Source organism: Pseudomonas sp. B2021 (assembly GCF_018135665.1).
Lineage (GTDB): Bacteria > Pseudomonadota > Gammaproteobacteria > Pseudomonadales > Pseudomonadaceae > Aquipseudomonas > Aquipseudomonas lactis.
Map to the genome: position 1 here is coordinate 1,178,733 of NZ_SMOF01000001.1, position 24,487 is coordinate 1,203,219.

32 protein-coding genes are annotated in these 24,487 nt (G+C 59.6%); 16 read left to right on the forward strand and 16 right to left on the reverse strand.

Features of this window, described 5'->3' with window-relative positions:
* Positions 1 to 6 precede the first annotated feature (6 nt).
* The 9 genes from rapZ to E1K68_RS05270 form a co-directional block, all read right to left on the reverse strand.
* Positions 7 to 864 (reverse strand): RNase adapter RapZ, encoded by an 858-nt coding sequence (gene rapZ / locus E1K68_RS05230; RefSeq protein ID WP_057710931.1) that lies wholly within the window; start codon positions 862 to 864, stop codon positions 7 to 9.
* Positions 865 to 866: 2 nt separating this feature from the next.
* Positions 867 to 1,331: a PTS IIA-like nitrogen regulatory protein PtsN gene (ptsN, locus tag E1K68_RS05235; RefSeq protein WP_003188579.1), complete on the reverse strand. Its 465-nt coding sequence runs from the start codon at positions 1,329 to 1,331 to the stop codon at positions 867 to 869.
* A gap of 10 nt (positions 1,332 to 1,341) precedes the next feature.
* Positions 1,342 to 1,647 carry a ribosome-associated translation inhibitor RaiA gene (gene raiA / locus E1K68_RS05240; protein WP_003171804.1) on the reverse strand — a complete coding sequence of 102 codons (306 nt, stop codon included), beginning with the start codon at positions 1,645 to 1,647 and terminating at the stop codon, positions 1,342 to 1,344.
* Between the two features lie 75 nt (positions 1,648 to 1,722).
* On the reverse strand, positions 1,723 to 3,216 hold the full coding sequence (locus E1K68_RS05245; protein ID WP_003188580.1) for an RNA polymerase factor sigma-54: 1,494 nt from the start codon (positions 3,214 to 3,216) through the stop codon (positions 1,723 to 1,725).
* A 184-nt stretch (positions 3,217 to 3,400) separates the two neighbouring features.
* Positions 3,401 to 4,126: an LPS export ABC transporter ATP-binding protein gene (gene lptB / locus E1K68_RS05250; RefSeq protein WP_003188582.1), complete on the reverse strand. Its 726-nt coding sequence runs from the start codon at positions 4,124 to 4,126 to the stop codon at positions 3,401 to 3,403.
* Positions 4,126 to 4,659 carry a lipopolysaccharide transport periplasmic protein LptA gene (gene lptA, locus E1K68_RS05255; protein ID WP_003188584.1) on the reverse strand — a complete coding sequence of 178 codons (534 nt, stop codon included), beginning with the start codon at positions 4,657 to 4,659 and terminating at the stop codon, positions 4,126 to 4,128. The genes lptB and lptA overlap by 1 nt, the downstream gene beginning before the upstream one ends.
* Positions 4,646 to 5,218, reverse strand: a complete 573-nt coding sequence (gene lptC / locus E1K68_RS05260) for an LPS export ABC transporter periplasmic protein LptC (RefSeq protein ID WP_003188586.1) — start codon at positions 5,216 to 5,218, stop codon at positions 4,646 to 4,648. Before lptC ends, lptA begins: the two co-directional genes overlap by 14 nt.
* Positions 5,219 to 5,226: 8 nt before the next feature.
* Positions 5,227 to 5,751: an HAD family hydrolase gene (locus E1K68_RS05265; protein ID WP_003188588.1), complete on the reverse strand. Its 525-nt coding sequence runs from the start codon at positions 5,749 to 5,751 to the stop codon at positions 5,227 to 5,229.
* Positions 5,752 to 6,726, reverse strand: a complete 975-nt coding sequence (locus E1K68_RS05270; protein WP_003188589.1) for a KpsF/GutQ family sugar-phosphate isomerase — start codon at positions 6,724 to 6,726, stop codon at positions 5,752 to 5,754. It abuts the gene before it with no gap.
* Between the two features lie 309 nt (positions 6,727 to 7,035).
* On the opposite strand from E1K68_RS05270, the gene E1K68_RS05275 reads away from it, so the two are divergent.
* The 10 genes from E1K68_RS05275 to hisC all read left to right on the forward strand — a co-directional run bounded on the left by E1K68_RS05275 (position 7,036) and on the right by hisC (position 15,070).
* Positions 7,036 to 7,845, forward strand: coding sequence for an ATP-binding cassette domain-containing protein (locus E1K68_RS05275; protein WP_003188590.1), 810 nt, complete (start codon positions 7,036 to 7,038; stop codon positions 7,843 to 7,845).
* On the forward strand, positions 7,845 to 8,642 hold the full coding sequence (gene mlaE / locus E1K68_RS05280; RefSeq protein ID WP_003188592.1) for a lipid asymmetry maintenance ABC transporter permease subunit MlaE: 798 nt from the start codon (positions 7,845 to 7,847) through the stop codon (positions 8,640 to 8,642). The genes E1K68_RS05275 and mlaE overlap by 1 nt, the downstream gene beginning before the upstream one ends.
* On the forward strand, positions 8,642 to 9,109 hold the full coding sequence (mlaD, locus tag E1K68_RS05285) for an outer membrane lipid asymmetry maintenance protein MlaD (protein ID WP_003188593.1): 468 nt from the start codon (positions 8,642 to 8,644) through the stop codon (positions 9,107 to 9,109). The genes mlaE and mlaD overlap by 1 nt, the downstream gene beginning before the upstream one ends.
* Before the next feature lie 11 nt (positions 9,110 to 9,120).
* Entirely contained in the window at positions 9,121 to 9,768 is a 648-nt protein-coding gene (locus tag E1K68_RS05290) for an ABC transporter substrate-binding protein (RefSeq protein ID WP_003188594.1), read from the forward strand.
* Positions 9,765 to 10,070, forward strand: coding sequence for an STAS domain-containing protein (locus E1K68_RS05295; protein ID WP_003188596.1), 306 nt, complete (start codon positions 9,765 to 9,767; stop codon positions 10,068 to 10,070). Before E1K68_RS05290 ends, E1K68_RS05295 begins: the two co-directional genes overlap by 4 nt.
* 114 nt (positions 10,071 to 10,184) lie before the next feature.
* Positions 10,185 to 10,424 (forward strand): BolA family protein, encoded by a 240-nt coding sequence (locus E1K68_RS05300; protein ID WP_003188597.1) that lies wholly within the window; start codon positions 10,185 to 10,187, stop codon positions 10,422 to 10,424.
* Between the two features lie 23 nt (positions 10,425 to 10,447).
* Positions 10,448 to 11,713: a UDP-N-acetylglucosamine 1-carboxyvinyltransferase gene (gene murA, locus E1K68_RS05305; RefSeq protein ID WP_005784861.1), complete on the forward strand. Its 1,266-nt coding sequence runs from the start codon at positions 10,448 to 10,450 to the stop codon at positions 11,711 to 11,713.
* A gap of 220 nt (positions 11,714 to 11,933) precedes the next feature.
* Entirely contained in the window at positions 11,934 to 12,569 is a 636-nt protein-coding gene (gene hisG, locus E1K68_RS05310; RefSeq protein WP_003188599.1) for an ATP phosphoribosyltransferase, read from the forward strand.
* A gap of 128 nt (positions 12,570 to 12,697) precedes the next feature.
* Positions 12,698 to 14,014 carry a histidinol dehydrogenase gene (gene hisD, locus E1K68_RS05315; RefSeq protein ID WP_003188601.1) on the forward strand — a complete coding sequence of 439 codons (1,317 nt, stop codon included), beginning with the start codon at positions 12,698 to 12,700 and terminating at the stop codon, positions 14,012 to 14,014.
* 3 nt (positions 14,015 to 14,017) lie between these two features.
* Entirely contained in the window at positions 14,018 to 15,070 is a 1,053-nt protein-coding gene (gene hisC / locus E1K68_RS05320; protein WP_034134876.1) for a histidinol-phosphate transaminase, read from the forward strand.
* A gap of 123 nt (positions 15,071 to 15,193) precedes the next feature.
* Here the strand turns inward: hisC and E1K68_RS05325 are convergent, their stop codons facing one another.
* Together E1K68_RS05325 and upp are read right to left on the reverse strand one after the other, a co-directional pair.
* Positions 15,194 to 16,468, reverse strand: coding sequence for a uracil-xanthine permease family protein (locus tag E1K68_RS05325; protein ID WP_034134877.1), 1,275 nt, complete (start codon positions 16,466 to 16,468; stop codon positions 15,194 to 15,196).
* Positions 16,469 to 16,470: 2 nt separating this feature from the next.
* Positions 16,471 to 17,109 carry a uracil phosphoribosyltransferase gene (upp, locus tag E1K68_RS05330; protein ID WP_003188608.1) on the reverse strand — a complete coding sequence of 213 codons (639 nt, stop codon included), beginning with the start codon at positions 17,107 to 17,109 and terminating at the stop codon, positions 16,471 to 16,473.
* A 164-nt stretch (positions 17,110 to 17,273) separates the two neighbouring features.
* Here upp and E1K68_RS05335 point away from each other — a divergent pair, with 164 nt between their 5' ends.
* The 3 genes from E1K68_RS05335 to E1K68_RS05345 all read left to right on the forward strand — a co-directional run bounded on the left by E1K68_RS05335 (position 17,274) and on the right by E1K68_RS05345 (position 18,786).
* Positions 17,274 to 17,831 carry a hypoxanthine-guanine phosphoribosyltransferase gene (locus E1K68_RS05335; protein ID WP_003188610.1) on the forward strand — a complete coding sequence of 186 codons (558 nt, stop codon included), beginning with the start codon at positions 17,274 to 17,276 and terminating at the stop codon, positions 17,829 to 17,831.
* A gap of 3 nt (positions 17,832 to 17,834) precedes the next feature.
* Positions 17,835 to 18,302 (forward strand): WbuC family cupin fold metalloprotein, encoded by a 468-nt coding sequence (locus E1K68_RS05340; RefSeq protein ID WP_003188613.1) that lies wholly within the window; start codon positions 17,835 to 17,837, stop codon positions 18,300 to 18,302.
* A 196-nt stretch (positions 18,303 to 18,498) separates the two neighbouring features.
* Complete coding sequence (locus E1K68_RS05345; RefSeq protein WP_017845962.1) at positions 18,499 to 18,786, forward strand: PA4642 family protein; 288 nt, start codon at positions 18,499 to 18,501, stop codon at positions 18,784 to 18,786.
* Between the two features lie 109 nt (positions 18,787 to 18,895).
* Here E1K68_RS05345 and mqo read toward each other — a convergent pair whose 3' ends face one another.
* From mqo to E1K68_RS05360, 3 genes are all read right to left on the reverse strand, one after another.
* Complete coding sequence (gene mqo, locus E1K68_RS05350) at positions 18,896 to 20,404, reverse strand: malate dehydrogenase (quinone) (protein WP_137204037.1); 1,509 nt, start codon at positions 20,402 to 20,404, stop codon at positions 18,896 to 18,898.
* Positions 20,405 to 20,581 (reverse strand): hypothetical protein, encoded by a 177-nt coding sequence (locus E1K68_RS05355; protein WP_212614934.1) that lies wholly within the window; start codon positions 20,579 to 20,581, stop codon positions 20,405 to 20,407. It lies immediately after the preceding gene.
* Between the two features lie 550 nt (positions 20,582 to 21,131).
* A complete protein-coding gene (locus E1K68_RS05360; protein ID WP_003188617.1) occupies positions 21,132 to 21,365 on the reverse strand; it encodes a hypothetical protein in 234 nt (77 codons plus the stop codon).
* A 181-nt stretch (positions 21,366 to 21,546) separates the two neighbouring features.
* Between E1K68_RS05360 and E1K68_RS05365 the strand changes: the two genes are divergently transcribed.
* Complete coding sequence (locus tag E1K68_RS05365) at positions 21,547 to 22,131, forward strand: YajG family lipoprotein (RefSeq protein WP_094774461.1); 585 nt, start codon at positions 21,547 to 21,549, stop codon at positions 22,129 to 22,131.
* 61 nt (positions 22,132 to 22,192) lie between these two features.
* On the opposite strand, the gene E1K68_RS05370 is transcribed toward E1K68_RS05365, so the two are convergent.
* On the reverse strand, positions 22,193 to 22,402 hold the full coding sequence (locus E1K68_RS05370) for a hypothetical protein (protein WP_003188620.1): 210 nt from the start codon (positions 22,400 to 22,402) through the stop codon (positions 22,193 to 22,195).
* A 182-nt stretch (positions 22,403 to 22,584) separates the two neighbouring features.
* On the opposite strand from E1K68_RS05370, the gene E1K68_RS05375 reads away from it, so the two are divergent.
* On the forward strand, positions 22,585 to 22,842 hold the full coding sequence (locus E1K68_RS05375) for a hypothetical protein (RefSeq protein WP_003188621.1): 258 nt from the start codon (positions 22,585 to 22,587) through the stop codon (positions 22,840 to 22,842).
* A 164-nt stretch (positions 22,843 to 23,006) separates the two neighbouring features.
* Here E1K68_RS05375 and E1K68_RS05380 read toward each other — a convergent pair whose 3' ends face one another.
* The gene (locus tag E1K68_RS05380; RefSeq protein ID WP_003188622.1) at positions 23,007 to 24,170 is read right to left on the reverse strand and encodes a 1-acyl-sn-glycerol-3-phosphate acyltransferase; all 1,164 of its coding nucleotides are present in this window, start codon (positions 24,168 to 24,170) and stop codon (positions 23,007 to 23,009) included.
* 132 nt (positions 24,171 to 24,302) lie between these two features.
* On the opposite strand from E1K68_RS05380, the gene E1K68_RS05385 reads away from it, so the two are divergent.
* A complete protein-coding gene (locus E1K68_RS05385; protein WP_003188623.1) occupies positions 24,303 to 24,485 on the forward strand; it encodes a CPXCG motif-containing cysteine-rich protein in 183 nt (60 codons plus the stop codon).
* Positions 24,486 to 24,487: the final 2 nt, after the last annotated feature.

Genomic DNA, 24,487 nt, shown 5'->3' on the forward strand with positions numbered 1-24,487 from the left:
TTCCTTTCAACTCAGGTCGCGGTGGCGAACCTGGACGTTCTTGAGGGTTTGTTGCAGCACCTGGCCCAGCCGTTCAGTCAAATAGACCGAGCGGTGGTGGCCGCCGGTGCAGCCAATGGCAATGGTGACATAGGCCCGATTGCTGGCGGCAAAGCGCGGCAACCATTTGAGCAGGTAGCTGGAGATATCCTGGAACATCTCTTCTACGTCGGGTTGCGCGGCCAGGTAGTCGACCACAGGCTGATCCAGCCCGGACTGATCGCGTAATTCCGGCTTCCAGTAAGGGTTGGGCAGGCAGCGCACGTCGAAGACCAGGTCGGCATCGACCGGCATGCCACGCTTGAAGCCAAACGACTCGACCAGAAACGCCGTCCCCGGCTCAGGCTGGTTCAGCAGGCGCAGCTTGATCGCATCGCGCAACTGATACAGGTTCAGGTTGGTGGTGTTGATCTTCAGGTCGGCCAGGTCAATGATCGGCCCCAGCAGTTTGGTCTCGTCCTCGATGGCTTCGGCCAGAGAGCGGTTGGCACTGCTGAGGGGGTGGCGTCGACGGGTTTCGGAGAACCGCTTGAGCAGGGTTTCTTCGTCGGCATCCAGGTACAGCACATCGCAATGAATGTGCTTGACACGCACTTCTTCCAGCAGTTCCGGGAACCGCGAGAGGTGGCTGGGCAGGTTGCGCGCATCAATCGAGACAGCCACAAGTGGCTGTGCCAATTCGGTATGGATCAATGCACGTTCCGCCAGCTCTGGCAGCAGGCCGGCTGGCAGGTTGTCGATGCAATAGAAGCCGTTGTCCTCAAGCACATTGAGGGCGGTGCTCTTACCCGAGCCGGAGCGACCGCTGACGATGATCAAACGCATGATTACTGCCCGTTTTGTTCATCCAGGACAACTTGGTACAACGCTTCATTGCTGGAGGCGCTGCGCAGTTTGTCGCGTACATCCTTGCGGTCCAGCATGCTGGCGATCTGCCGGAGCAGTTCCAGGTGCGCATCGGTGGCGGCTTGCGGGACCAGCAGAACGAACAGCAGGTCAACCGGGGCACCGTCGATGGCGTCGAAGTCGATGGGTTTTTCCAAGTGCAGCAGAGCGCTGACCGGGGTATCGCAGCCTTCGAGACGGCAGTGAGGAATGGCGATGCCGTTGCCAAAACCGGTCGAGCCGAGTTTTTCACGGGCGATCAGGGCTTCGAAAACATCTTGCATCTCCAGCTCAGGCACTTGGCTGCTGATCAGGTTGGCAATTTGTTCGAGGGCGCGCTTTTTACTGCCGCCCGGCACGTTCACGAGCGAACGGCCGGGGGTCAGGATGGTTTCAAGTCGGATCATGGGGGGAGAGTTAACGACCTGTACCTTGCATCAGGTGCAGATTCTTTTCCTTATGCTTTATGAGTTGGCGGTCGAGCTTGTCGTAGAGCGAGTCGATTGCCGCGTACATATCTTCATGTTCCGCATTGGCGACGAGCTTGGCATTCGGTACGTGCAGGGTGGCCTCGATTTTCTGCTTGAGCTTATCGACCTCCATGATGACCTGCACGTTGGTGATCTTGTCAAAATGCCCCGCAAGCTTGTTCAGTTTGCTCTCGGTGTATTCACGCAGGGGCTTGGTGACTTCCAGCTGGTGTCCACTGATGTTGACTTGCATACAGCTTCTCCTTCGTTGCCAGTGCATAAAGCGGTGGGCAGGAATACCCACCACTGGAACGCTGTGGCCCGCCCGTCACATCAAACGCTTACGCTCGCTGGAAGGCGCGATCCCTAGGGACTCGCGGTACTTGGCGACGGTTCGACGGGCGACCTGAATGCCTTGTGCCTCCAGTAAACCAGCGATCTTGCTGTCACTCAACGGCTTTTTCTGATTTTCCGCGGCAACCAGTTTTTTGATGATCGCGCGGATCGCCGTGGACGAGCATTCGCCGCCTTCGGAGGTGCTGACGTGGCTGGAGAAAAAGTATTTCAGCTCATAAATACCCCGTGGGGTATGCATGAATTTCTGCGTGGTGACCCGGGAAATCGTCGATTCGTGCATACCGACGGCTTCGGCGATGTCGTGCAGCACCAGAGGCTTCATGGCCTCGTCGCCGTATTCCAGGAAACCGCGCTGGTGCTCGACGATCTGGGTCGCGACTTTCATCAGGGTTTCGTTGCGGCTTTGCAGGCTCTTGATGAACCACCGCGCTTCCTGCAACTGGTTGCGCATGAAGGTGTTATCGGCGCTGGTGTCAGCGCGGCGCACAAAACCGGCGTACTGCGGGTTGACCCGCAGACGCGGTACCGACTCCTGGTTCAGCTCCACCAGCCAGCGTTCGTTGTCCTTGCGCACGATGACGTCGGGGACCACGTATTCGGCTTCGCTGGATTCGATCTGCGAGCCCGGACGCGGGTTGAGGCTTTGCACCAGCTCGATGACCTGGCGCAAGTCATCTTCCTTGAGCTTCATGCGGCGCATCAGTTGGCTGTAGTCGCGACTGCCCAACAGGTCGATGTAGTCACTGACCAGCCGTTGCGCTTCGGTGAGCCATGGCGTCTTGGCCGGCAGTTGGCGCAGTTGCAGCAACAGGCACTCGCTGAGCGTGCGGGCACCAATGCCGGCGGGTTCGAATTGCTGGATGCGGTGCAGGACGGCTTCGATTTCGTCCAGTTCGATGTCCAGTTCCGGGTCGAAGGCCTCGAGGATCTCGTCGAGGGTTTCGTCCAGGTAGCCCTGGTTGTTGATGCAGTCGATCAGGGTGACCGCGATCAGGCGATCGGTATCGGACATCGGCGCCAGGTTCAGTTGCCACAACAAGTGGCTCTGCAGGCTCTCGCCCACCGACGTACGGGTGGTGAAGTCCCACTCGTCGTCATCGTTGCTCGGCAGGCTGCTGGCGCTGGTCTGGTAGACGTCTTCCCATGCGGTGTCCACGGGAAGCTCGTTGGGAATGCGTTCATTCCAGTCGCCTTCCTCCAGGTTGTCCACCGTCGGGGCGGTTTCCTGATAGGAGGGTTCCTGCACGTCGGGATTGGGTTTTTGCTCGATGTTGTCGGCCAGCGGATCTGCGTTGTCGAAGTCGTCGCCTTCTTCCTGGCGTTCGAGCATCGGATTGGACTCCAAGGCCTCCTGGATTTCCTGTTGCAGGTCCAGGGTCGACAATTGGAGCAGGCGGATGGCCTGTTGCAGCTGCGGTGTCATCGTCAGCTGCTGGCCCATTCTCAGGACTAGCGATGGTTTCATGGCAGGGGCTTAACACCTTATTCGCCGGCGCAATGCGCCATCCACGACAGGGCGCGTGAGCGCCAAACATAAGCAAATTATATGCCTGATCTCGGGGCCTTTGCCTAGAGCGCGGTAACAATAAAAAAACCGAGGTTTCTATTGACTCCCGCGCGCTCAAGGGAAAAGCGCGATACCCCTGTGTTTACAGGCGGAACTCGTGACCCAGGTACACTTCCTTCACCAGCTCGTTAGCCAGGATCGTCTCGGCATCGCCTTCGGCAATCAGCTGACCATCGTTGACGATATAAGCGGTTTCGCAGATATCCAGGGTCTCGCGTACGTTGTGGTCCGTGATCAGCACCCCAATGCCCTTGGCCTTGAGGTGATGGATGATCTGCTTGATGTCACCCACCGAAATCGGGTCGACACCGGCGAAGGGTTCATCCAGCAGGATGAATTTCGGCGCAGTCGCCAGGGCGCGAGCGATTTCCACGCGGCGACGCTCACCACCGGACAAGCTCATGCCGAGGTTGTCGCGAATGTGGTTGATGTGGAATTCCTGCAACAGGCTTTCCAGCTCCTGGCGGCGGCCATCGCGATCAAGTTCCTTGCGGGTCTCGAGGATCGCCATGATGTTGTCGGCTACCGACAGTTTGCGGAAGATCGACGCTTCCTGGGGAAGATAGCCGATACCTGCCCGTGCACGGCCGTGCATGGGTTGGTGGCTGACGTCCAGGTCGTCGATCAATACACGACCCTGGTCTGCCTGGACCAGCCCGACGATCATATAGAAGCAGGTGGTTTTGCCGGCACCGTTAGGGCCTAGCAGGCCGACGATCTGGCCGCTGTCGATCGACAGGCTGACGTCGCGTACCACCTGGCGGCTTTTATAGGCCTTGGCCAGATGCTGGGCTTTCAGGGTTGCCATTACTCGGCCTTCTTCTTCGGCTGGATAACCATGTCGATGCGTGGGCGGGGTGCGGTGACCTTGTTGCCGTTGGCGCGACCGGCGTTAGCGATCTGCTTCACGGTGTCATAGGTGATTTTTTCACCTTCCGTGGAGTTGCCGTCCGGGCTCAGCACCTTGGCCTGGTCAATCAGTACGATGCGATTCTGCTGGGCGTGATACTGGATGGTCTTGCCGTAGCCCTTCATCGGGCCGGTGTCGGTGGCGGACTGCTTCTGCTCGAAATAAGCCAGGTTGCCCACCGACGTCACCACGTCAATGTCGCCTGCGGGGGTGCGCGTCAGAGTCACCGTGTTACCGGTAATCTTCATCGAGCCCTGGGTGATGATCACGCCGCCGGTATAGGTGGCGACACCTTTCTTGTCATCGAGCTGTGCATCGTCAGCCGAAATATGGATCGGTTGCTGGCTATCGTTCGGCAGAGCCCAGGCGCTCACGCTTCCCAGTGCTGCGCCCAGACCGAGCAAAATAGGGAGGGTTTTAACGAGCCTCATACTGTCCTCTTACGTTCGATAGCAGGTGTATCCTGCTTTCTTTCAAATACGCTTTCATTCCCTTGCCAGTCGATACACCGCCAGCGCCGTCGATTCTAACGTCTTGCTCGGTCTGCGCATATTGCTTCTGTGGGAATACGGTCATGCGACTGCTGGTAATGATGGTGTCGCGGTTCTGCGCGTCTGTACGTGCGACGCGAACCGAGTCGATCAGTTCAACTTCGGTGCCGTCCGCGTTCACTTCGCCACGCTTGCTGGTGACGTGCCAGGGAAATTCGGTGCCGCGATACAGGTTCAGGTCCGGATTGGTCAGCAGGCTAACGTCGGCTACCTTCAAGTGTTCGACCTTGTCCGACGTCAATTCATACTGCACCTTGCCGTCGGGCAGGTACTGAATGCTGTAGGCATTGGTGGCGTAATAGTCGATAAGGCCTTCGTCAACCTGCGCAACAGGCTTGTCGAGAAAGCGCTCCGGGCTGATATTCCAGTAGCCCACCGCCAGGAGCAGCGCGGCGATGACCCCGAATAACAGGAAGTTGCGAATCTTTTTGCTCAGCATATAACGCTCTATAGGTAGGCGGCGTGGGCCGCTTCAAGACTGCCCTGGGCACGCAGGATCAACTCGCAGAACTCGCGGGCGGCACCTTCGCCGCCACGGGCGGTGGTGATGCCATGGGCGTGTTCGCGCACAAACGCTGCGGCATTCGCGACGGCCATGCCCAGGCCCACCCGGCGAATCACCGGCAGGTCTGGCAGGTCGTCGCCCAGATAGGCGACCTGTTCATAGCTTAGGTTGAGTTGGCCAAGAAGCTCGTCCAGCACCACCAGTTTATCCTCGCGGCCCTGATACAGGTGAGGAATACCGAGGTTTTGTGCGCGGCGTTCCACAACCGGTGTTTTTCGACCGCTGATAATTGCGGTTTGCACGCCCGCTGCCATCAGCATCTTGATGCCTTGGCCGTCGAGGGTGTTGAAGGTCTTGAATTCGCTGCCGTCTTCGAGGAAGTACAGGCGGCCATCCGTCAGCACGCCGTCAACGTCGAAAATCGCCAGTTTGATGTTTTTACCGCGTTGCATCAGGTCGCTGGTCATTTACATCACTCCTGCGCGCAGCAAGTCGCCAAGGTTAAGGGCCCCGATCGGCCGATCATCGTGGTCGACCACGATCAGTGCGCCTATCCGGTGGTCCTCCATGATCTTCAACGCTTCAGCCGCGAGCATTTCGGCGCGCGCGGTCTTGCCGTGAGGGGTCATCACGGCGTCGATGGTGGCGGTGTGGATATCAATGGTGCGGTCCAGGGTGCGACGCAGGTCGCCGTCGGTGAAGATCCCCGCCAGCCGACCATCGGTCTCGACGATGGCGGTCATGCCCAAGCCCTTGCGGGTCATTTCCATCAGCGCATCCCGCAGCAGGGTGCCGCGTGGAACGCTCGGCAATTCTGTGCCGCTGTGCATCACATTTTCCACTTTCAGCAACAGGCGACGGCCCAGTGCACCACCGGGATGGGAAAACGCGAAGTCTTCAGCGGTAAACCCGCGAGCCTCCAGCAGTGCCACCGCCAGGGCATCGCCCATCACCAGTGCGGCGGTGGTGGAGGAGGTGGGCGCCAGGTTCAGCGGGCAGGCCTCGTGGGCCACGTGCACGTTCAGGTTGACGTCGGCGGCCTTGGCCAGCGTTGACTCAGGGTTGCCTGTGAGGCTGATCATCTGGATGCCCAGGCGCTTGATCAGCGGCAACAGGGTCACGATTTCGTTGGTGGTGCCGGAGTTGGACAGCGCCAAAATCACGTCATCCTTGGTGATCATGCCCATGTCGCCGTGGCTGGCTTCGGCCGGGTGCACGAAAAACGCCGTGGTCCCGGTGCTCGCCAAGGTCGCGGCGATCTTGTTGCCAATGTGGCCGGACTTGCCCATGCCGACCACCACAACGCGGCCCTTGCTGGCCAGAATCATCTCGCAGGCGCGCACGAAATCCGCGTCGATATGCGCCAGCAAGCCTTCTACGGCTTCAAGCTCAAGGCGTATGGTGCGTTGTGCGGATTGAATAAGGTCGCTGGATTGGCTCATGTCTGAAATCGTATAGCCTGACGAAAAGTCGGCGATTATAGCGGTAATGATCGATTCCCTCACGCAAGTTCGTCAGGCTTTGTGCGCGGGATAACTGAAAAGCACCTTCGGTAACATAGCAAGCAACGTTTTTCCCTGTCTCAAATCTGAACCAGCGCTGTTCCGGCCTTGGGCGCTCTGTACCAGCAGTGATATAGTTCGCCGCCAGTTCGGTCCGCCCAACCCATGTGCCTTACTATTGCGCATCAGTTGAAAACCAAAGTCGCACACATGGTGTCTGAGTGAAAGGCTGCATCCCAAGGAGATTAGATGAGTGCCGATAACGCCTACGCGGTCGAGCTGAAGGGTCTTACCTTCAAGCGCGGGACGCGCAGCATCTTCAATAACGTCGATATTCGCATTCCTCGCGGCAAGGTCACGGGCATCATGGGGCCTTCCGGTTGCGGCAAGACCACCCTGTTGCGCCTGATGGGCATGCAATTGCGCCCCAGTGCCGGGGAAGTGTGGGTCAACGGCCAGAACCTGCCGACGCTGTCGCGTAGCGATCTGTTCGATGCGCGCAAGCACATGGGCGTGCTGTTCCAGAGCGGCGCGCTGTTCACCGACCTCGATGTGTTCGAAAACGTGGCCTTCCCGCTGCGGGTGCACACCCAGCTGTCCGACGAGATGATTCGTGACATCGTGTTGCTGAAACTGCAGGCCGTGGGCCTTCGCGGTGCCATCGACCTGATGCCGGACGAGTTGTCCGGCGGCATGAAGCGCCGTGTCGCCCTGGCACGGGCCATCGCCCTCGACCCACAGATCCTCATGTACGACGAGCCATTCGTGGGCCAGGACCCGATCGCCATGGGCGTGTTGGTGCGCCTGATCCGCCTGCTCAACGATGCACTGGGGATCACCAGTATCGTGGTGTCCCACGACCTGGCCGAAACCGCGAGCATTGCCGACTACCTGTATGTAGTAGGTGATGGTCAGGTGCTGGGGCAGGGTACGCCTGAAGAGTTGATGAATGCCGATAACCCGCGTATTCGCCAATTCATGACCGGCAACCCCGATGGCCCGGTGCCTTTTCACTTTCCGGCAGCGGACTACCGCTCAGATCTTCTGGGGAAGCGCTGATGCGCAAGACATCTCTTATCGAGAAGGTTCGCCTTTTCGGTCGCTCGGGCATCGACATCGTCGAAGTGCTGGGGCGTTCGACCATTTTCCTGTTCCACGCCTTGCTGGGGCGCGGCGGCATCGGCGGCGGCTTTGGCCTGCTGGTCAAGCAGCTGCACTCGGTGGGGGTGATGTCCCTGGTGATCATCGTGGTCTCCGGCGTGTTCATCGGCATGGTGCTGGCGCTGCAGGGTTTCAATATCCTGTCCAGCTACGGCTCGGAGCAGGCGGTAGGGCAGATGGTGGCCCTGACTCTGTTGCGTGAGCTTGGCCCCGTGGTCACCGCCTTGTTGTTCGCGGGGCGTGCAGGTTCGGCGCTGACTGCTGAAATCGGCAATATGAAGTCCACCGAGCAGCTGTCCAGCCTGGAAATGATCGGCGTGGACCCGCTCAAGTACATTGTTGCCCCGCGCCTGTGGGCCGGCTTCATTTCCCTGCCGTTGCTGGCGATGATCTTCAGCGTGGTGGGTATCTGGGGCGGTTCGTGGGTGGCGGTTGACTGGCTGGGGGTCTACGACGGCTCCTACTGGGCCAACATGCAAAACAGCGTGACCTTCACCGGTGACGTGCTCAACGGCATCATAAAGAGCATTGTCTTTGCCTTTGTGGTGACCTGGATTGCCGTATTCCAAGGCTATGACTGCGAGCCCACTTCAGAGGGGATCAGCCGTGCCACTACCAAGACCGTTGTGTACGCCTCGCTGGCGGTACTGGGCCTTGACTTCATTTTGACCGCCTTGATGTTTGGAGATTTCTGATGCAAAACCGCACTGTGGAAATCGGTGTCGGCCTTTTCTTGCTGGCTGGCATCCTGGCTTTACTGTTGTTGGCCCTGCGAGTCAGCGGCCTTTCGGCCAGCCCTACCGCCGATACCTATAAACTTTACGCGTACTTCGACAATATCGCCGGTTTGACGGTCAGATCCAAAGTGACCATGGCCGGTGTCACCATCGGCAAGGTCACGGCAATCGATCTGGACCGCGACAGCTTTACCGGTCGGGTGACGATGCAACTGGACAAGAAGGTGGATAATCTGCCGACTGACTCCACAGCATCTATCCTCACTGCGGGGTTGCTGGGCGAGAAGTACATCGGTGTCAGCGTGGGCGGGGAAACAGCCCTGCTCAAGGATGGTTCGACCATCCACGACACACAGTCGTCGCTGGTGCTTGAAGACCTGATCGGAAAATTTTTGCTCAATACGGTCAATAAAGACGCCAAATGAGGAATCTGTTCATGATCTCTACCTTGCGACGTGGCCTGCTGGTACTGCTTGCAGCATTGCCGATAATGGCCAACGCGGCAGGTTCTGCCCACGATTTGGTGCAGGACACTACCAGCAGAATGCTGGCTGACCTCAAGGCTAACAAAGAACAGTACAAGCAAGACCCTTCCAAGTTTTACAACGCGCTCAACACGATCGTTGGCCCTGTGGTCGATGCTGAAGGTATTTCCAAAAGCATCATGACGGTCAAGTATTCGCGCAAGGCTACGCCTGCGCAGATGCAGACGTTCCAGGAAAACTTCAAGAAGGGCCTGTTCCAGTTCTACGGTAACGCTCTGCTGGAATACAACAACCAGGGCATTGTCGTTGATGCGCCCAAGGACGAGTCGGGCGACCGTGCTGAAGTCGGGATGAAAGTCTCCGGCAGCAATGGCGCCGTGTACCCAGTGTCCTACACCCTGACGAAGATCAACGGCGAGTGGAAACTGCGCAACGTGATCATCAACGGTATCAACATCGGCAAGCTGTTCCGTGATCAGTTCGCCGACGCAATGCAGCGCAATGGCAACGACCTGGACAAGACCATCAATGGTTGGGCCGGTGAAGTGGCCAAGGCCAAGGAAGAAACCGACAAAGCTGCCGGGAAGCCTGCGCAATGACCGAGTCGGCTGTTCGTATCGGCGATGCCGGCGAGCTGTTCCTCAGCGGCGTGCTGGATTACCGCACCGGGCCTGACCTGCGCAAGCAGGGCCAGGCGCTGATCAAGGCCAGCAAGGCGCCAGAACTGGTGCTCGATTGCTCGGCGGTGACCAAGTCCAGCAGTGTTGGCCTGTCGTTGTTGCTGTGCTTCATGCGTGATGCCGAGGCGGCGAAAAAACCGGTCAGCATCCGTGCGTTGCCAGAAGACATGCGCGAAATTGCCGAAGTTTCCGGTTTGACCGAGCTTTTGGCGCATCCTTAATACACATTATTAAAGAAGCCCCCCGTCAGAGTCCTGCTATGCGGGGTTCGCAGGCGCGGGGCTTTTTTGTATGATGTGCGACCCGTGCGCACTGGGCGCCGATAGAGGTTGAGCATGCAGGCCCTAGAAGTTAAGAGCTTCCTTGAAGGAAAGCTGCCGGAAACGACTGTAGAAGTTGAAGGCGAAGGCTGCAATTTCCAGCTGAACGTGATTAGCGATGAACTGGCGGCATTGAGCCCGGTCAAGCGTCAGCAGCAGATCTATGCCCATTTGAACCCATGGATCACCGATGGCAGCATCCATGCGGTCACTATGAAATTTTTCAGCCGCGCGGCCTGGGCCGAGCGCACCTGAGCCCCCAAGGCGTCGAGATTCTTATGGATAAATTGATTATTACCGGCGGTGCCCGCCTTGATGGCGAGATCCGCATTTCCGGTGCGAAAAACTCCGCCTTGCCGATCCTGGCAGCGACCCTGCTGTGCGATGGCCCGGTGACTGTGGCCAACCTGCCGCACCTGCACGACATCACCACCATGATCGAACTGTTCGGTCGCATGGGCATTGAGCCGGTGATCGACGAGAAGCTGGCGGTCGAAATCGACCCGCGCACCATCAAGACCTTGATCGCCCCGTACGAACTGGTGAAAACCATGCGTGCGTCGATCCTGGTGCTGGGCCCGATGGTTGCCCGTTTCGGCGAAGCCGAAGTGGCCTTGCCTGGCGGTTGCGCCATTGGTTCGCGTCCGGTCGACCTGCACATCCGTGGCCTTGAGGCCATGGGCGCAGTCATCGACGTCGAAGGCGGCTACATCAAGGCCAAGGCGCCGGAAGGCGGCCTGCGTGGCGCGAACTTCTTCTTCGATACCGTCAGCGTCACCGGTACCGAGAACATTATGATGGCCGCTGCCCTGGCCAAAGGCCGCAGCGTGCTGCAAAACGCCGCGCGTGAGCCGGAAGTGGTCGACCTGGCCAACTTCCTCAACGCCATGGGCGCCAAAGTTTCCGGCGCTGGCACCGACACCATCACTATTGATGGTGTAGAGCGTCTGCACACCGCCACTTACAAAGTCATGCCTGACCGCATCGAGACCGGCACCTACCTGGTTGCCGCTGCCGTGACCGGTGGCCGCGTGAAGGTCAAGGACACCGATCCGACCATCCTTGAAGCCGTACTGGAAAAACTCAAGGAAGCCGGCGCAGAGATCACCACTGGCGAAGACTGGATCGAGCTGAACATGCACGGCAAGCGGCCAAAAGCTGTCAACGTGCGTACTGCTCCGTATCCGGCGTTCCCGACCGACATGCAAGCGCAGTTCATCTCCCTGAACGCAATTGCCGAAGGCACCGGTGCCGTGATCGAGACCATCTTCGAAAACCGTTTCATGCACGTGTATGAACTGCACCGCATGGGCGCCAAGATCCAGGTCGAAGGCAACACCGCTATCGTCACCGGCATCGACAAGCTCAAGGGCGCGCCAGTCATGGCCACCGACCTGCGTGCTTCGGCCAGCCTGGTAATCTCGGCACTGTGCGCCGAAGGCGACACCCTGATCGACCGCATCTACCACATAGACCGTGGTTATGAGTGCATCGAAGAGAAACTGCAGATGCTCGGCGCAAAAATCCGCCGCGTACCGGGCTAACCCCCACTGCACTGTAGGATGTAGGAGCGAGCTTGCTCGCGAAGAACTCATGGTCACCGCGTGAAGTCTGAATAAACGCGTTATCGTTGACGTTCTTCGCGAGCAAGCTGGCTCCGACAAACACTGGTTTGTTTCAAATCGAGGCTGTCATGGCCTCGATCTGTGTCTGGCGCCGTTTGTGACCGGACAGCAATAGCCTGATGAAGGACTGACATTTCCCATGTTGACCATCGCACTGTCCAAGGGCCGCATCCTTGACGACACGTTGCCGCTTCTGGCTGAAGCGGGCATCGTGCCGACCGAGAATCCGGACAAGAGCCGCAAGCTGATCATCCCCACGACCCAGGACGACGTGCGCCTGCTGATCGTGCGGGCTACCGACGTGCCGACCTACGTTGAACATGGCGCCGCCGACCTGGGTGTTGCCGGCAAGGACGTGCTGATGGAATACGGCGGCCAGGGCCTGTACGAGCCCCTGGACCTGCGCATCGCCCTGTGCAAACTGATGACCGCCGGCCGCGTCGGTGACGTCGAGCCCAAGGGCCGCCTGCGGGTCGCCACCAAGTTCGTCAACGTTGCCAAGCGCTACTACGCCGAACAAGGTCGTCAGGTCGATATCATCAAGCTCTACGGCTCCATGGAGCTGGCACCGCTGATCGGCCTGGCCGACAAGATCATCGACGTGGTCGACACCGGCAACACCCTGCGTGCCAACGGTCTGGAACCCCAGGATTTCATCGCTGACATCAGCTCCCGCCTGATCGTCAACAAGGCATCGATGAAGATGCAGCACGCCCGTATCCAGGCGTTGATCGACACCCTGCGCAAGGCAGTGGAGTCTCGACACCGCGGTTGACTCACCCGCGTAGCTGAAGAGCTGCGCCCGTCTATCCGCCTCATAGCCAGAATTCTCAGGTGCCCAAGCGGAAACGACTGCTAGTTTAGGGCGCCTGAGTTTTTGCCAATTCTATTGAGGCCCTCGCTATGACCACGTCCACTGCAATTGCCCGACTCAACGCTGCCGACCCGGATTTCGCCCATCATCTGGATCATCTGCTGAGCTGGGAAAGCGTGTCTGACGACTCGGTCAACCAGCGGGTGCTCGACATCATCAAGGCCGTGCGCGAACGCGGTGATGCGGCGCTGGTGGACTTCACCCGCCAGTTCGACGGCTTGGACGTAAAGTCCATGGCCGACCTGATCCTGCCGCGTGAACGCCTGGAGCTGGCGCTGACGCGCATCACCGCGCCACAGCGCGAAGCCCTGGAAGTCGCAGCGGCGCGGGTACGCAGCTACCACGAAAAACAGAAGCAGGACTCCTGGAGCTACACCGAGGCCGACGGCACGGTGCTGGGCCAGAAGGTCACGCCACTGGACCGCGCCGGCCTGTACGTGCCGGGCGGTAAAGCGTCGTATCCATCGTCGGTGTTGATGAATGCCATCCCGGCCAAAGTCGCCGGCGTGACCGAAGTGGTCATGGTGGTTCCGACCCCGCGTGGCGAAATCAATGAGCTGGTGCTGGCTGCCGCCTGCATCGCCGGCGTCGACCGCGTGTTCACCATCGGTGGCGCCCAGGCCGTTGCAGCACTGGCCTATGGCACCGAAAGCGTGCCGAAGGTCGACAAGGTGGTTGGCCCTGGCAATATCTACGTCGCCACCGCCAAGCGCCATGTCTTTGGCCAGGTCGGTATTGACATGATCGCCGGCCCCTCGGAAATCCTTGTGGTGTGTGACGGCCAGACCGACCCGGACTGGATCGCCATGGACCTGTTCTCCCAGGCGGAGCACGATGAAGACGCCCAGGCGATCCTGGTCAGCCCCGATGCCGAGTTCCTCGACAAGGTCGCCGCCAGCATCAATAAACTGCTGCCGACCATGGAGCGTGCCGAGATCATCGAGAAGTCGATCAACGGCCGTGGTGCGCTGATTCTGGTGCGTGACATGGAGCAGGCCATCGAAGTGGCCAACCGCATCGCACCGGAGCATCTTGAGCTGTCCGTAGCGGACCCACAGGCCTGGTTGCCGTCGATCCGTCACGCCGGGGCGATCTTCATGGGCCGCCACACCAGCGAAGCCCTGGGCGACTACTGCGCCGGCCCTAACCACGTGTTGCCGACCTCCGGCACTGCACGTTTCTCGTCGCCGCTGGGGGTGTACGACTTCCAGAAGCGCTCGTCGATTATCTTCTGCTCGCCACAAGGCGCTTCCGAGCTGGGCAAGACCGCCTCGGTGCTGGCCCGTGGTGAATCCCTCAGCGCGCACGCACGCAGCGCTGAATACCGCATCGTCAAGGGAGAGTAAGGCATGAGCAAATTCTGGAGCCCTTTCGTCAAGGACCTGGTGCCTTACGTGCCCGGTGAGCAACCGAAGCTGACCAAGCTGGTCAAGCTCAACACCAATGAAAACCCCTACGGCCCATCGCCCAAGGCGCTGGCGGCAATGCAGGCCGAGTTGAACGACAACTTGCGCCTGTACCCGGACCCCAACAGCGACCTGCTCAAGCAGGCCGTGGCCAGGTATTACGGGATCGACGCCGGCAAGGTGTTCCTCGGCAACGGTTCCGATGAAGTCCTGGCGCACATCTTCCACGGCCTGTTCCAGCACGATCTGCCGTTGCTGTTCCCGGATATCAGCTACAGCTTCTACCCGGTGTACTGCGGCCTGTACGGCATCACGTTCGACGCGGTGGCATTGGACGAGCAGTTCCAGATTCGCGTCGCTGACTACGCCAGGCCCAACGGCGGGATTATCTTCCCCAACCCGAACGCGCCCACCGGCTGCGTACTGGCGCTGGACGCGGTAGAGCAGATCCTCAAGGCCAGCCCAGATTCGGTGGTGGTGGTCGACGAGGCCTATATCGACTTCGGTGGCGAAACCGCCATCAGCCTGGTGGACCGTTACCCGAACCTGCTGGTGACCCAGACCCTGTCCAAATCGCGCTCACTGGCCGGTTTGCGTGTGGGCCTGGCCGTGGGCCACCCAGACCTGATCGAGGCGCTGGAGCGGGTCAAGAACAGCTTCAACTCCTACCCATTGGATCGGTTGGCGATTGTTGGCGCGGCGGCCGCGTTTGACGACCGTGAATACTTCGAGAAGACCACTCAGTGGGTGATCGACAGCCGCAACCAGGTCGTCGCGCAATTAGAGAGCAAGGGGTTTGAGGTGTTGCCGTCGGCGGCGAACTTCATCTTCGCGCGTCACCCGCGGCATGACGCTGCAGGGCTAGCCGCCAAGTTGCGTGAGCAAGGGGTGATTGTGCGGCACTTCAAGCAGGAGCGGATTGCCCAGTTCCTGCGGATCAGCATCGGGACGCCGGAGCAGAACCAGGCGCTGATCGACGGGCTCGGCAAGCTCTAATTCTTTACAGGCTGTAAGGGCCTCATCGCGGGGAAGCCCGGCTCCCACAGGAAAACGCATTTCCCTGTGGGAGCCGGGCTTGCCCGCGATGAGGCCATCAGCTACACCAGAAAACTGGAAGGCTTAGATCAACGGCTCATCCGGCTTCTTGTTCTTCCAGCCATCATTGCCCGGCAGCAGCAAGTTCAAGCCAATCGCTACCACCGCACACAGGGCAATGCCCTTGAGGCCGAAATCATCCGGGCCGTTGCCGGTACCCACCAGCACACCGCCAATCCCGAACACCAGGGTGACCGACACAATCACCAGGTTGCGCGCCTCGCCCAGGTCGATCTTGTGGCGAATCAGCGTGTTCATCCCCACCGCAGCAATCGAGCCGAACAGCAGGCACAGAATCCCGCCCATCACCGGCACCGGGATGCTCTGCAGCAGCGCGCCGAACTTGCCGATGAACGCCAGGCTGATGGCAAACACTGCCGCCCAGGTCATGATTTTCGGGTTGTAGTTCTTGGTCAGCATCACGGCGCCGGTCACTTCGGCGTAGGTGGTGTTCGGCGGGCCGCCAAACATGCCGGCAGCCGTGGTGGCGATACCGTCACCCAGCAGCGTGCGATGCAGGCCAGGCTTTTTCAGGTAATCGCGGCCGGTCACGCTGCCTACCGCAATCACACCCCCGATATGCTCGATCGCCGGGGCCAGGGCCACCGGGACGATAAACAGGATCGCCTGCCAGTTGAACTCCGGCGCGGTGAAGTGGGGCAGGGCGAACCACGGTGCGGCGGCGATCTTAGCCGTGTCGACCACACCAAAGTAGAACGACATGGCAAAGCCCACCAGCACGCCGGAGATGATCGGCACCAGGCGGAAAATGCCCTTGCCGAACACGGCCACGATCAAAGTGGTGAGCAGTGCTGGCATCGAGATCAGCATCGCCGTTTGGTAATGGATCAACTCGGCACCGTCGCCGGACTTGCCCATGGCCATGTTGGCGGCAATCGGCGCCATGGCCAGGCCGATCGAGATGATCACCGGGCCGATGACCACGGGCGGCAGCAGCCGGTCGATAAAACCGGTGCCCTTGACCTTCACGGCCAGGCCCAGGAACGTATAGACGAAACCCGCCGCCATCACGCCGCCCATGGTCGCCGCCAGGCCGAACTGGCCCTTGGCGAGAATGATCGGAGTGATGAACGCGAAGCTCGATGCCAGAAACACCGGCACCTGCCGCCCTGTCACCACCTGGAACAGCAATGTGCCCAGGCCTGCGGTAAACAGCGCGACGTTTGGATCAAGACCTGTGATCAGCGGCATCAACACCAACGCGCCAAATGCTACGAAGAGCATTTGTGCGCCAGACAGGATCTGGCGCCAAAGCGGGTCGTTGAATTCATCCTGCATGCTCACGCGTCCTTCTGCTTGGTGCCGAAGATCTTGTCACCGGCATCGCCCAGGCCCGGGATGATGTAGCCGTGTTCGTTCAGGCGCTCATCGATGGACGCGGTGTAGATCTGTACATCCGGGTGGGCCTTCTCGACGGCGGCGATGCCCTCGGGCGCGGCCACCAGCACCATGGCGCGGATGTCCCGGCAACCGGCTTTTTTCAGCAGGTCGATGGTGGCAACCATGGAACTGCCGGTGGCGAGCATCGGGTCGATGATCATGGCCAGGCGTTCGTTGATTTCCGGGACGAGTTTTTCCAGGTAGGTGTGGGCCTGCAGTGTTTCTTCATTGCGGGCCACGCCCACGGCGCTGACCTTGGCGCCCGGAATCAGGCTGAGTACACCTTCAAGCATGCCGATACCGGCGCGCAGGATAGGGACGACGGTAATTTTCTTACCGGCGATTTTCTCCACCTGTACGGGGCCGGCCCAACCGGGGATCTCGTAGGTTTCCAAGGGCAAATCCTTGGTGGCTTCGTAAGTGAGCAACGCTCCGACTTCCTGAGCAAGCTCACGGAAGTTCTTCGTGCTAATGTCGGCACGGCGCATAAGGCCGAGTTTGTGTCGGATCAGCGGGTGGCGGATCTCGCGAGTGGGCATAGGAAAGGCTCCGGCGGCGGGCAAAAAAACCGGCCTAGATTAATCTATCCGAGGGTGTTGTCCTATAGACATCAAGTACGTTAGTCCATAAAGGCTTGATTGGAGCGCACGAGAAGCGTACCTTCGCCCGCTTTTCTTGCCACAGCACCCCCTTGGAGAGCGCCATGTCTGCTGATCTCGAGCATATCCGTCAAATCATGCACGAGGCTGACTGCCTGTACACCGAAGCGCAAGTCGAAGCAGCGATCGCCAAGGTCGGCGCGCACATCACCCGCGAAATGGCCGACACCAACCCGGTGGTTTTCTGCGTGATGAACGGTGGCCTGATCTTCGCCGGTAAATTGCTCACTCACCTGCAGTTCCCGCTGGAAGCCTCTTACCTGCACGCCACCCGCTATCGCAATGAGACCAGCGGTGGCGACTTGTTCTGGAAGGCCAAGCCGGAAGTGTCGTTCATCGACCGCGATGTGCTGATCATCGATGACATCCTCGATGAAGGTCACACCCTGGGTGCGATCATCGACTTCTGCAAACATGCCGGCGCACGCAAAGTGCACACTGCTGTGTTGATCGACAAAGACCACGACCGCAAGGCCCGCCCAGAGCTGAAAGCTGACTTTGTCGGGTTGCCGTGCGTCGACCGTTATATCTTCGGGTATGGCATGGACTACAAGGGCTACTGGCGTAACGCCAATGGCATCTACGCCGTTAAAGGAATGTAATCGATGGCCCGCTTTCTTGATCAGACGCTGTTTGCCGAGTTGGCCGAGAAAGCGGCCGCCAATCCCCGTGGCCGTCAAAACGTTAACTTCCATGAGATGCAAGAGCCTTGTCATCGCATGGCGGTGGGTTTGCAGCCCAGCACCTATGTGCAGCCTCACCGTCACCTGAGCGCCGATAAGGCTGAGACCTTGCTGGTGCTCAAAGGGCGTCTGGGAATCCTGATTTTCAGCGAGACGGGCAAAGTGTTGAGCAAGCGTGTGTTGGAAGCGGGCGGGGAATGCCAGGGCGTCGACCTGTCGCCCGGCGTTTTTCATGGCCTGGTGGTGCTGGAGCCAGACAGCATCATGTTTGAATGCAAAGCAGGCCCTTATCGTCCTGTTGGCGATGGCGAACTGGCAAGCTGGGCGCCTCGTGAAGGCGAGGTGGGGATGGCGGAGTATCACCGCTGGATGCTTGCCCAGTTCGACTGAACACTGAAATCGTAGGAGCGAGCTTGCTCGCGAAAAACGTCAACGATAACGCGTGCTTCCTGAATAAACGCGGCGCCTTTGAGTTTTTCGCGAGCAAGCTCGCTCCTACAGGTATTAGGGTAAGCCCCCTCCCACATCCGGCGTCGCGCAGGTAGACTTCTAGCCCCGTGTAAATGTCTGCAGGCTGGAGTCGGTAATGCGTAAAGATAAGAAACAGGTGATTGGCGACGAAATCGGTGACGACCAGATCAAGTTGTTCCTGGACTTCGAGCCGGTTGATGCGACGTCGCCGTCCCTGCACAAACTGATCAAGGCCTATCGCGGCCTGCGTATCGACGACTTCGAGCGTTTCCTGGGGTTCTTCAAGGCAGCAGGCCTGGACCTGGATGGCAAGGATGAGCATGGCCAGACCTTCGTTGACCTGATCAAGGACCAGCGTAACGCCGCCGAATACATCGAGCTGATCGACAACGCCCGCGGCTGATTATCCGAGCCACAAAAAAACGCCCCGGCCTCATGAGAGACCGGGGCGTTTCGCGCTCGTTCCCACGCTCTGCGTGGGAATGCATTCTGTGACGCTCTGCGTCACGACCTCACGCGTAGCTTTCAGCCTCGTTGCTTTGCTCCACCAGCTCAAGGCTGATGTTGTTCTGCGTGTTGATCTTGCGATACAGCTCGGCGTCCGTCTCCAGCACTTTCTCGCGCGCCGGGAAGATCTCATGCAGCTTGGTGGCCCATTCACCGGCAGCTTTCTGCGGGAAGCAACGCTCGATCAACTCCAGCATGATCGAGACGGTCACCGAGGCGCCTGGGGAGGCACCCAACAGCGCCGCAAGCGAACCGTCCTTGGCTGCGACCAACTCGGTGCCGAATTGCAGCACGCCGCCTTTCTTCGGGTCTTTCTTGATGATCTGCACGCGCTGGCCGGCCACTTCCAGGCGCCAGTCTTCGGCTTTCGCCTCGGGGTAGAAGCGGCGCAGGGATTCCAGGCGCTGTTCCATGGACTGGCGCACTTCGCTGACCAGGTATTTGGTCAGGTCCATGTTGTCGCGGGCCACGGCCAGCATCGGGCCGATATTGCCGGCGCGAATCGACATCGGCAGGTCAAGGAACGAGCCGTGCTTGAGGAACTTGGTGGTGAAGCCGGCGTATGGCCCGAACAGCAGGGATTTCTTGCCATCCACCACGCGGGTGTCCAAGTGCGGCACGGACATCGGTGGCGAACCCACGGCAGCCTGGCTGTAGACCTTGGCCTGGTGCTGCTTGACCACTTCCGGGTTGTCGCAACGCAACCACTGGCCGCTCACCGGGAAGCCGCCGAAGCCTTTGCTCTCTTCGATGCCCGAGGCCTGCAGCAACGGCAGCGCCGCACCGCCAGCGCCGAGGAACACAAACTTGGCATCGACGTCACGGCTGTTGCCGCTGTTGACGTCCTTGATGCTCACGGTCCAGCCTGCGCCGTTGCGCTTGAGGCCGGTCACGCGTTTGCAGTACTTGACCTGGGCGTCCGGCGAGCTGGTCAGGTGGCTGAGCAACTGATTGGTCAGCGCGCCAAAGTTGACGTCGGTGCCGTTCATCACGCGGGTGGCGGCGATTTTTTCGTCGAGCGGGCGGCCCGGCATCATCAGCGGCATCCACTCGGCCATTTCGCTGCGGTCTTCGGTGTAGTGCATGTCCGAAAACGCGTGGTGCTGGCTGAGGGTCTCAAAGCGCTTCTTGAGGAAGGACACGCCTTTGTCGCCCTGCACGAAGCTCAGGTGCGGCACCGGGCTGATGAACGACTTGGACGAGCCAAAGGTGCCCTTCTTGGTCAGGTAAGCCCAGAACTGCTTCGACACCTCGAACTGGGTGTTGATGTGCACGGCTTTCTTGATGTCGATGGAGCCATCGGCGGCCTGCGGCGTGTAGTTCAGCTCACACAGCCCCGCGTGGCCGGTACCGGCGTTGTTCCACGGGTTGGAACTCTCCGCGGCACCCGAATCCATCAGCTCAACGACTTCCAGCGTGAGGCCGGGGTCGAGCTCTTTGAGCAGTACGGCCAGGGTGGCACTCATGATGCCGGCCCCTACCAGTACTACGTCGACTGCTTCGTTATGCGCCATTTAACGCGTCTCCAAAATCTGCAGCACCAAATTGTCGGCATGGCTGCCAGGAGTGACGGGGCGGTTCACGTGTTGCCCCAGGTTACCCATGGCCAGGATCGCCATGTCCGATTCGCAATTCTTTGCAACTTCAGCACACGCTTCCTGCCGGGCTAATGTGCCTATGAACGCATTCATGGGCGCCTGTGGCAATTCGACTTATGGTCAAAGCGTGCGATTCGTGCAACCAATCCGTAGCGGACAGGCTCAAGCTCCGGTTTTTGAGGCGTGCTCGGTCCTGTGTAATTGGGCTGTTCCAGACGCTGATGGTGCTTGTACAAACGCCAAACTATTCATTTGCTCGCCACACTCTTGTGAAGTTGTGAAAACCCGTTTTTTCACGCTCTTTTGAAGACGTGAACCTCAAAAAAGGGCTGCCCCAGCCTGGCACCTGGCCCGCAAATCTCTGCCGACACGCGGCAAAACGGGCAAACAACTCAAGTGGCCGAGCGCAATGGCAGCTCTGGCAGATTCGATAAAAGACGGGGTGGTTTGCAAAGGAAACAGCAAGCACGCCAGCTTCACTCGATCTGTGTGGGCGGCTCTCTGTGGGCGATTTGGGGGCTAATGCCTGGGCATTAACGATGCTGCGAGGCCCGATCAGGAGACGTCCTTATAATCGGGGGGAGATTGTAGCGAAGAACGCCAGGGAAATGGGCGTGTTTTATGACTTTTATTAGGGCGCCGGTCAGGAGGCCAACGCTTGCCGGTGCCGTGGGCGAAAAACCTGCGGGCTGACCCGGGCGCTGGCGGGCAGTGGGCGGTGCATCCAGCCCAGGTGAGTCTCGGTCACTTCCACCCAGCCTTCACCGACGGGCGGCAGGCTGCACTGCTTGAAGGCCAGGCAATGACCGTGGGCGTCGAGTAGGGCAAAGTGGCGATGACGGGCGTGCGACATGAACAGGGTCTTGAGAAGGCGCATGGCTGTGTACCTGGTGTGTTACATGCTTGAAGGTTGCCAGTGTGGCATGACACTGGAGTGACGAATTTATGCGAATTTGTAATTTGCACAGGGCTTCAGCCGCCGTTCAGGATCGCTGGTGAGTGGCGCGCGTGCACCGTTATACTGGCGACCTGTCTGCACCTAGTCCTGGAGAAATGCGATGTTGCAACGCCTGTTGTTCGGTTTGATCACTGTGACCAGTTTGACCCTTGTCGGCTGCGCCAACAGCCCGCAACAACTCAGCCCGCAACCTAAAGTCACTGCGCCGTTGGCTGCGGTAGGCCACGGCCAGCCGGTGTCGGTGCGCGTGGTCGACGGTCGCCCGTCGCCAACCCTGGGTTCACGTGGCGGCCTGTACCCTGAGACCGCGCTGATTTCGGTGAGCGGCCAGGATGTGCTGCCCAAGTTGCAGGCCCAGGCTGAAGCTGCTGTGCGCTTGTTGGGCTTTACGCCGACCAACTCGCCAGGCGTGCCGCAACTGACCGTGACCCTGGCCGAGCTGAAATACCAGTCGCCCAAAGACGGCCTGTACGTGACCGAGGCTTCCATCGGCGCCACCTTCAAGTCTGACGTCAGCGCCGGTACTCGCCGCTACAGTGGCCGCTACGCTGCCTCGCTCAACCAGCGTTTCGGCATGTCTCCCAACCAGGAAACCAACACCAAGCTGGTCAGCGACGTGCTCAGCGATGCCTTGACCCGCCTGTTCAAGGACCCAAGCATCGGTCAACTGCTCAGCGCGCAATAAGCCGCTTATAAAAAAAACCGGGCTCATCACTGAGCCCGGTTTTTTTGTGCCTGTAGTTTGGTCATGCCGCCGTATCGACATAAAAGTCCAGCATGCTCACGCCGGTGAGCAAGTCCAGCTCCGGCAGGTCGGCATGCTGATGCCCGCCGAGGGCGCAATACACCAGCCAATGGCGGTCCTGAACGTTGAACGCGAGGCTGCCGATCAGCGCCTCCTGTTCCTCGCTCTGGGCGATCAGGTACAGCCGATCCTGGTTTTGCGCATGCAACATGACAAGCTCCTCAAGCGTCGAAGGGCAACAGAGTGGCTTGTTAAGGTGACGTTCAGGTGACGGCGTAAATTACTGGATACATTAGCCGTCCATGGGGAAGGAGCATTAAAGGCGCAGGAGGCGACTGTCGTTCAGGTGTGTATCTGGACTGATACCCGAACACTGGTTCACCGAGGTTTGCGATGGCGCTGCCCGCACTGCTCATTAATATTGTTGCCCTGTTGGTTGCCTGCTCGGGCGCCTGGGTGCTGTTCATCACCCGCCTGCATGCACAGCGTGCGATGGCCGACCTGGCCCTGCGCAGCGAAGAGCGCGCTATCGACCAGCCGATGCTGTTTCTGGATACGCGCACCGAACGGGCGCATCGCCTGGCGTACCGCGTCGGGTTCGCCTGCCTTGGCCTGGCCCTGGCCATCTCCTGGCTCAGCACTCGCTTTTAAGGCTACTGCAAGTCAAATGTTGGAGCGGGCTTGCCCGCGAAGGCGGTGTATCAGCCACTGGATCTTTAACTGAACCACCGCTATCGCAGGCAAGCCAGCTCCCACACTGGCCATGTACTGCCTGCAGAATCAGCGCCTGCCACATATCCCCTGTGGGCTCACTGTTACAGGGGGATCCCAGCCTTGACTCGGTATTGGTTGCGTACCGGCGTCGCATACTGCACCACCAGGTAAGGCCGGTGCTCCGCCGGGCAATCGTTCAAGCGCCGCTCCCATTCCGCCTTGGCCTTGGCCAGCTCATCGGCCGGGAACACGTCCGCGGCCTTGGGCACCTGCAGTTGCGGGTCGGCATCACTCCACTGCGCGTACGCCAGGTAGTGCACCGGGAACAAGCGATAGCCGCCCAGGATCTGCCGGTCCATTTCTGCCGCCAGCAGCTTGGTGTCTTCAAAGCGCTCGGTGATCGGCGGCGCAAAGTTCACGTGCACCCGGCCTTTATAGCCGGTAATGCCCAGGGCAATGCTCACATCGTCCTCGCCCGGTGCCTTGCTGTAGGTACCGGTGGTGGCGCGGATATACAGCTCGCGGGCCTTGGCGGCATCGCAAGGGTCGTACTCGTAGCTGATGGACACCGGCGTCAGGTTCAACGACTGGATGACTTCGGCGAACGGCTCGTCCTTGCGGCTGACGTGGAACATCTTGAGGATCGCCGATTCGGTACGATCATCGCCATCCTTGGCCCGGCCTTCAGCCTGGGCGATCCAGATCGACTGGCAGTCGTTGCGGATCGAATGGTTGATGTAGGCCGACAGCAGGTTGTAAGCCGCCATCTTCTCCTTTCGCCCGGTGATCGAACGGTGCACGATGAAGCTCTTGTTCAGGCGCATCAGGTCGCTGACAAACGGCTTTTGCAGCAGGTTGTCACCGATGGCGATGCGTGGCGTCGGCAGGCCGGCGTGGTATACGGCATAGTTGACGAAGGCCGGGTCCATCACGATGTCGCGGTGGTTGGCCAGAAACAGGTAGGCGGTACCGGATTTGAGCTGCTCGACGCCGGTATAGGTCACGCCGTCGGTCGCCCGGTCGATGGTGTGGTCGACGTAGTACTCGACTTTGTCTTGCAGCGTGGCCACGGTGGTGACGCCCGCGAACTCGCGGCGCAGTTTGCGCGCGATCATCGGCTTGAGCAGCCAGCCCAGGGCGCCGGCAAAGCGCGGGAAGCGGAAGTGGGTCAGGATGTCCAGAAAGGCCTTGTCACTGAACAGACGCGCCAGCACTGCCGGGACTTCGCTGTCGTTGTAAGGTCGGATGGTATCGAATTCGCCCATCATGCTCTCTTGTTAGAAACGGCTAGGGTAAGTAAAGGAAATAGCAGGGGCGGCGTGAGTAAACTGGCTCTGCCGGAAATAGCCCTGTAAATAGACCGGCGATTATACGCACAAGTCACCTTGGAGACTGCGATGCTGGAAACTGCGATGTACGATTGTCCTTATTGTGGCGAAGCGGTCGAGACAACAGTGGATTTGTCTGGCGGGGACCAGACCTATATAGAAGACTGCCAAGTGTGTTGCCGGCCGATCACGTTCGACCTGCAAGTTCATGGTGAAGAGTGGATGCTTGAAACCCGCAGCGAAAATGAATAACA

Coding starts and splice junctions, on each gene's coding strand:
- rapZ (WP_057710931.1), bottom strand. CDS start 864: ATGCGTTTGATCATCGTCAGCGGTCGCTCCGGCTCGGGTAAGAGCACC.
- ptsN (WP_003188579.1), bottom strand. CDS start 1,331: ATGATCCGACTTGAAACCATCCTGACCCCCGGCCGTTCGCTCGTGAAC.
- raiA (WP_003171804.1), bottom strand. CDS start 1,647: ATGCAAGTCAACATCAGTGGACACCAGCTGGAAGTCACCAAGCCCCTG.
- E1K68_RS05245 (WP_003188580.1), bottom strand. CDS start 3,216: ATGAAACCATCGCTAGTCCTGAGAATGGGCCAGCAGCTGACGATGACA.
- lptB (WP_003188582.1), bottom strand. CDS start 4,126: ATGGCAACCCTGAAAGCCCAGCATCTGGCCAAGGCCTATAAAAGCCGC.
- lptA (WP_003188584.1), bottom strand. CDS start 4,659: ATGAGGCTCGTTAAAACCCTCCCTATTTTGCTCGGTCTGGGCGCAGCA.
- lptC (WP_003188586.1), bottom strand. CDS start 5,218: ATGCTGAGCAAAAAGATTCGCAACTTCCTGTTATTCGGGGTCATCGCC.
- E1K68_RS05265 (WP_003188588.1), bottom strand. CDS start 5,751: ATGACCAGCGACCTGATGCAACGCGGTAAAAACATCAAACTGGCGATT.
- E1K68_RS05270 (WP_003188589.1), bottom strand. CDS start 6,726: ATGAGCCAATCCAGCGACCTTATTCAATCCGCACAACGCACCATACGC.
- E1K68_RS05275 (WP_003188590.1), top strand. CDS start 7,036: ATGAGTGCCGATAACGCCTACGCGGTCGAGCTGAAGGGTCTTACCTTC.
- mlaE (WP_003188592.1), top strand. CDS start 7,845: ATGCGCAAGACATCTCTTATCGAGAAGGTTCGCCTTTTCGGTCGCTCG.
- mlaD (WP_003188593.1), top strand. CDS start 8,642: ATGCAAAACCGCACTGTGGAAATCGGTGTCGGCCTTTTCTTGCTGGCT.
- E1K68_RS05290 (WP_003188594.1), top strand. CDS start 9,121: ATGATCTCTACCTTGCGACGTGGCCTGCTGGTACTGCTTGCAGCATTG.
- E1K68_RS05295 (WP_003188596.1), top strand. CDS start 9,765: ATGACCGAGTCGGCTGTTCGTATCGGCGATGCCGGCGAGCTGTTCCTC.
- E1K68_RS05300 (WP_003188597.1), top strand. CDS start 10,185: ATGCAGGCCCTAGAAGTTAAGAGCTTCCTTGAAGGAAAGCTGCCGGAA.
- murA (WP_005784861.1), top strand. CDS start 10,448: ATGGATAAATTGATTATTACCGGCGGTGCCCGCCTTGATGGCGAGATC.
- hisG (WP_003188599.1), top strand. CDS start 11,934: ATGTTGACCATCGCACTGTCCAAGGGCCGCATCCTTGACGACACGTTG.
- hisD (WP_003188601.1), top strand. CDS start 12,698: ATGACCACGTCCACTGCAATTGCCCGACTCAACGCTGCCGACCCGGAT.
- hisC (WP_034134876.1), top strand. CDS start 14,018: ATGAGCAAATTCTGGAGCCCTTTCGTCAAGGACCTGGTGCCTTACGTG.
- E1K68_RS05325 (WP_034134877.1), bottom strand. CDS start 16,468: ATGCAGGATGAATTCAACGACCCGCTTTGGCGCCAGATCCTGTCTGGC.
- upp (WP_003188608.1), bottom strand. CDS start 17,109: ATGCCCACTCGCGAGATCCGCCACCCGCTGATCCGACACAAACTCGGC.
- E1K68_RS05335 (WP_003188610.1), top strand. CDS start 17,274: ATGTCTGCTGATCTCGAGCATATCCGTCAAATCATGCACGAGGCTGAC.
- E1K68_RS05340 (WP_003188613.1), top strand. CDS start 17,835: ATGGCCCGCTTTCTTGATCAGACGCTGTTTGCCGAGTTGGCCGAGAAA.
- E1K68_RS05345 (WP_017845962.1), top strand. CDS start 18,499: ATGCGTAAAGATAAGAAACAGGTGATTGGCGACGAAATCGGTGACGAC.
- mqo (WP_137204037.1), bottom strand. CDS start 20,404: ATGGCGCATAACGAAGCAGTCGACGTAGTACTGGTAGGGGCCGGCATC.
- E1K68_RS05355 (WP_212614934.1), bottom strand. CDS start 20,581: ATGAATGCGTTCATAGGCACATTAGCCCGGCAGGAAGCGTGTGCTGAA.
- E1K68_RS05360 (WP_003188617.1), bottom strand. CDS start 21,365: ATGCGCCTTCTCAAGACCCTGTTCATGTCGCACGCCCGTCATCGCCAC.
- E1K68_RS05365 (WP_094774461.1), top strand. CDS start 21,547: ATGTTGCAACGCCTGTTGTTCGGTTTGATCACTGTGACCAGTTTGACC.
- E1K68_RS05370 (WP_003188620.1), bottom strand. CDS start 22,402: ATGTTGCATGCGCAAAACCAGGATCGGCTGTACCTGATCGCCCAGAGC.
- E1K68_RS05375 (WP_003188621.1), top strand. CDS start 22,585: ATGGCGCTGCCCGCACTGCTCATTAATATTGTTGCCCTGTTGGTTGCC.
- E1K68_RS05380 (WP_003188622.1), bottom strand. CDS start 24,170: ATGGGCGAATTCGATACCATCCGACCTTACAACGACAGCGAAGTCCCG.
- E1K68_RS05385 (WP_003188623.1), top strand. CDS start 24,303: ATGCTGGAAACTGCGATGTACGATTGTCCTTATTGTGGCGAAGCGGTC.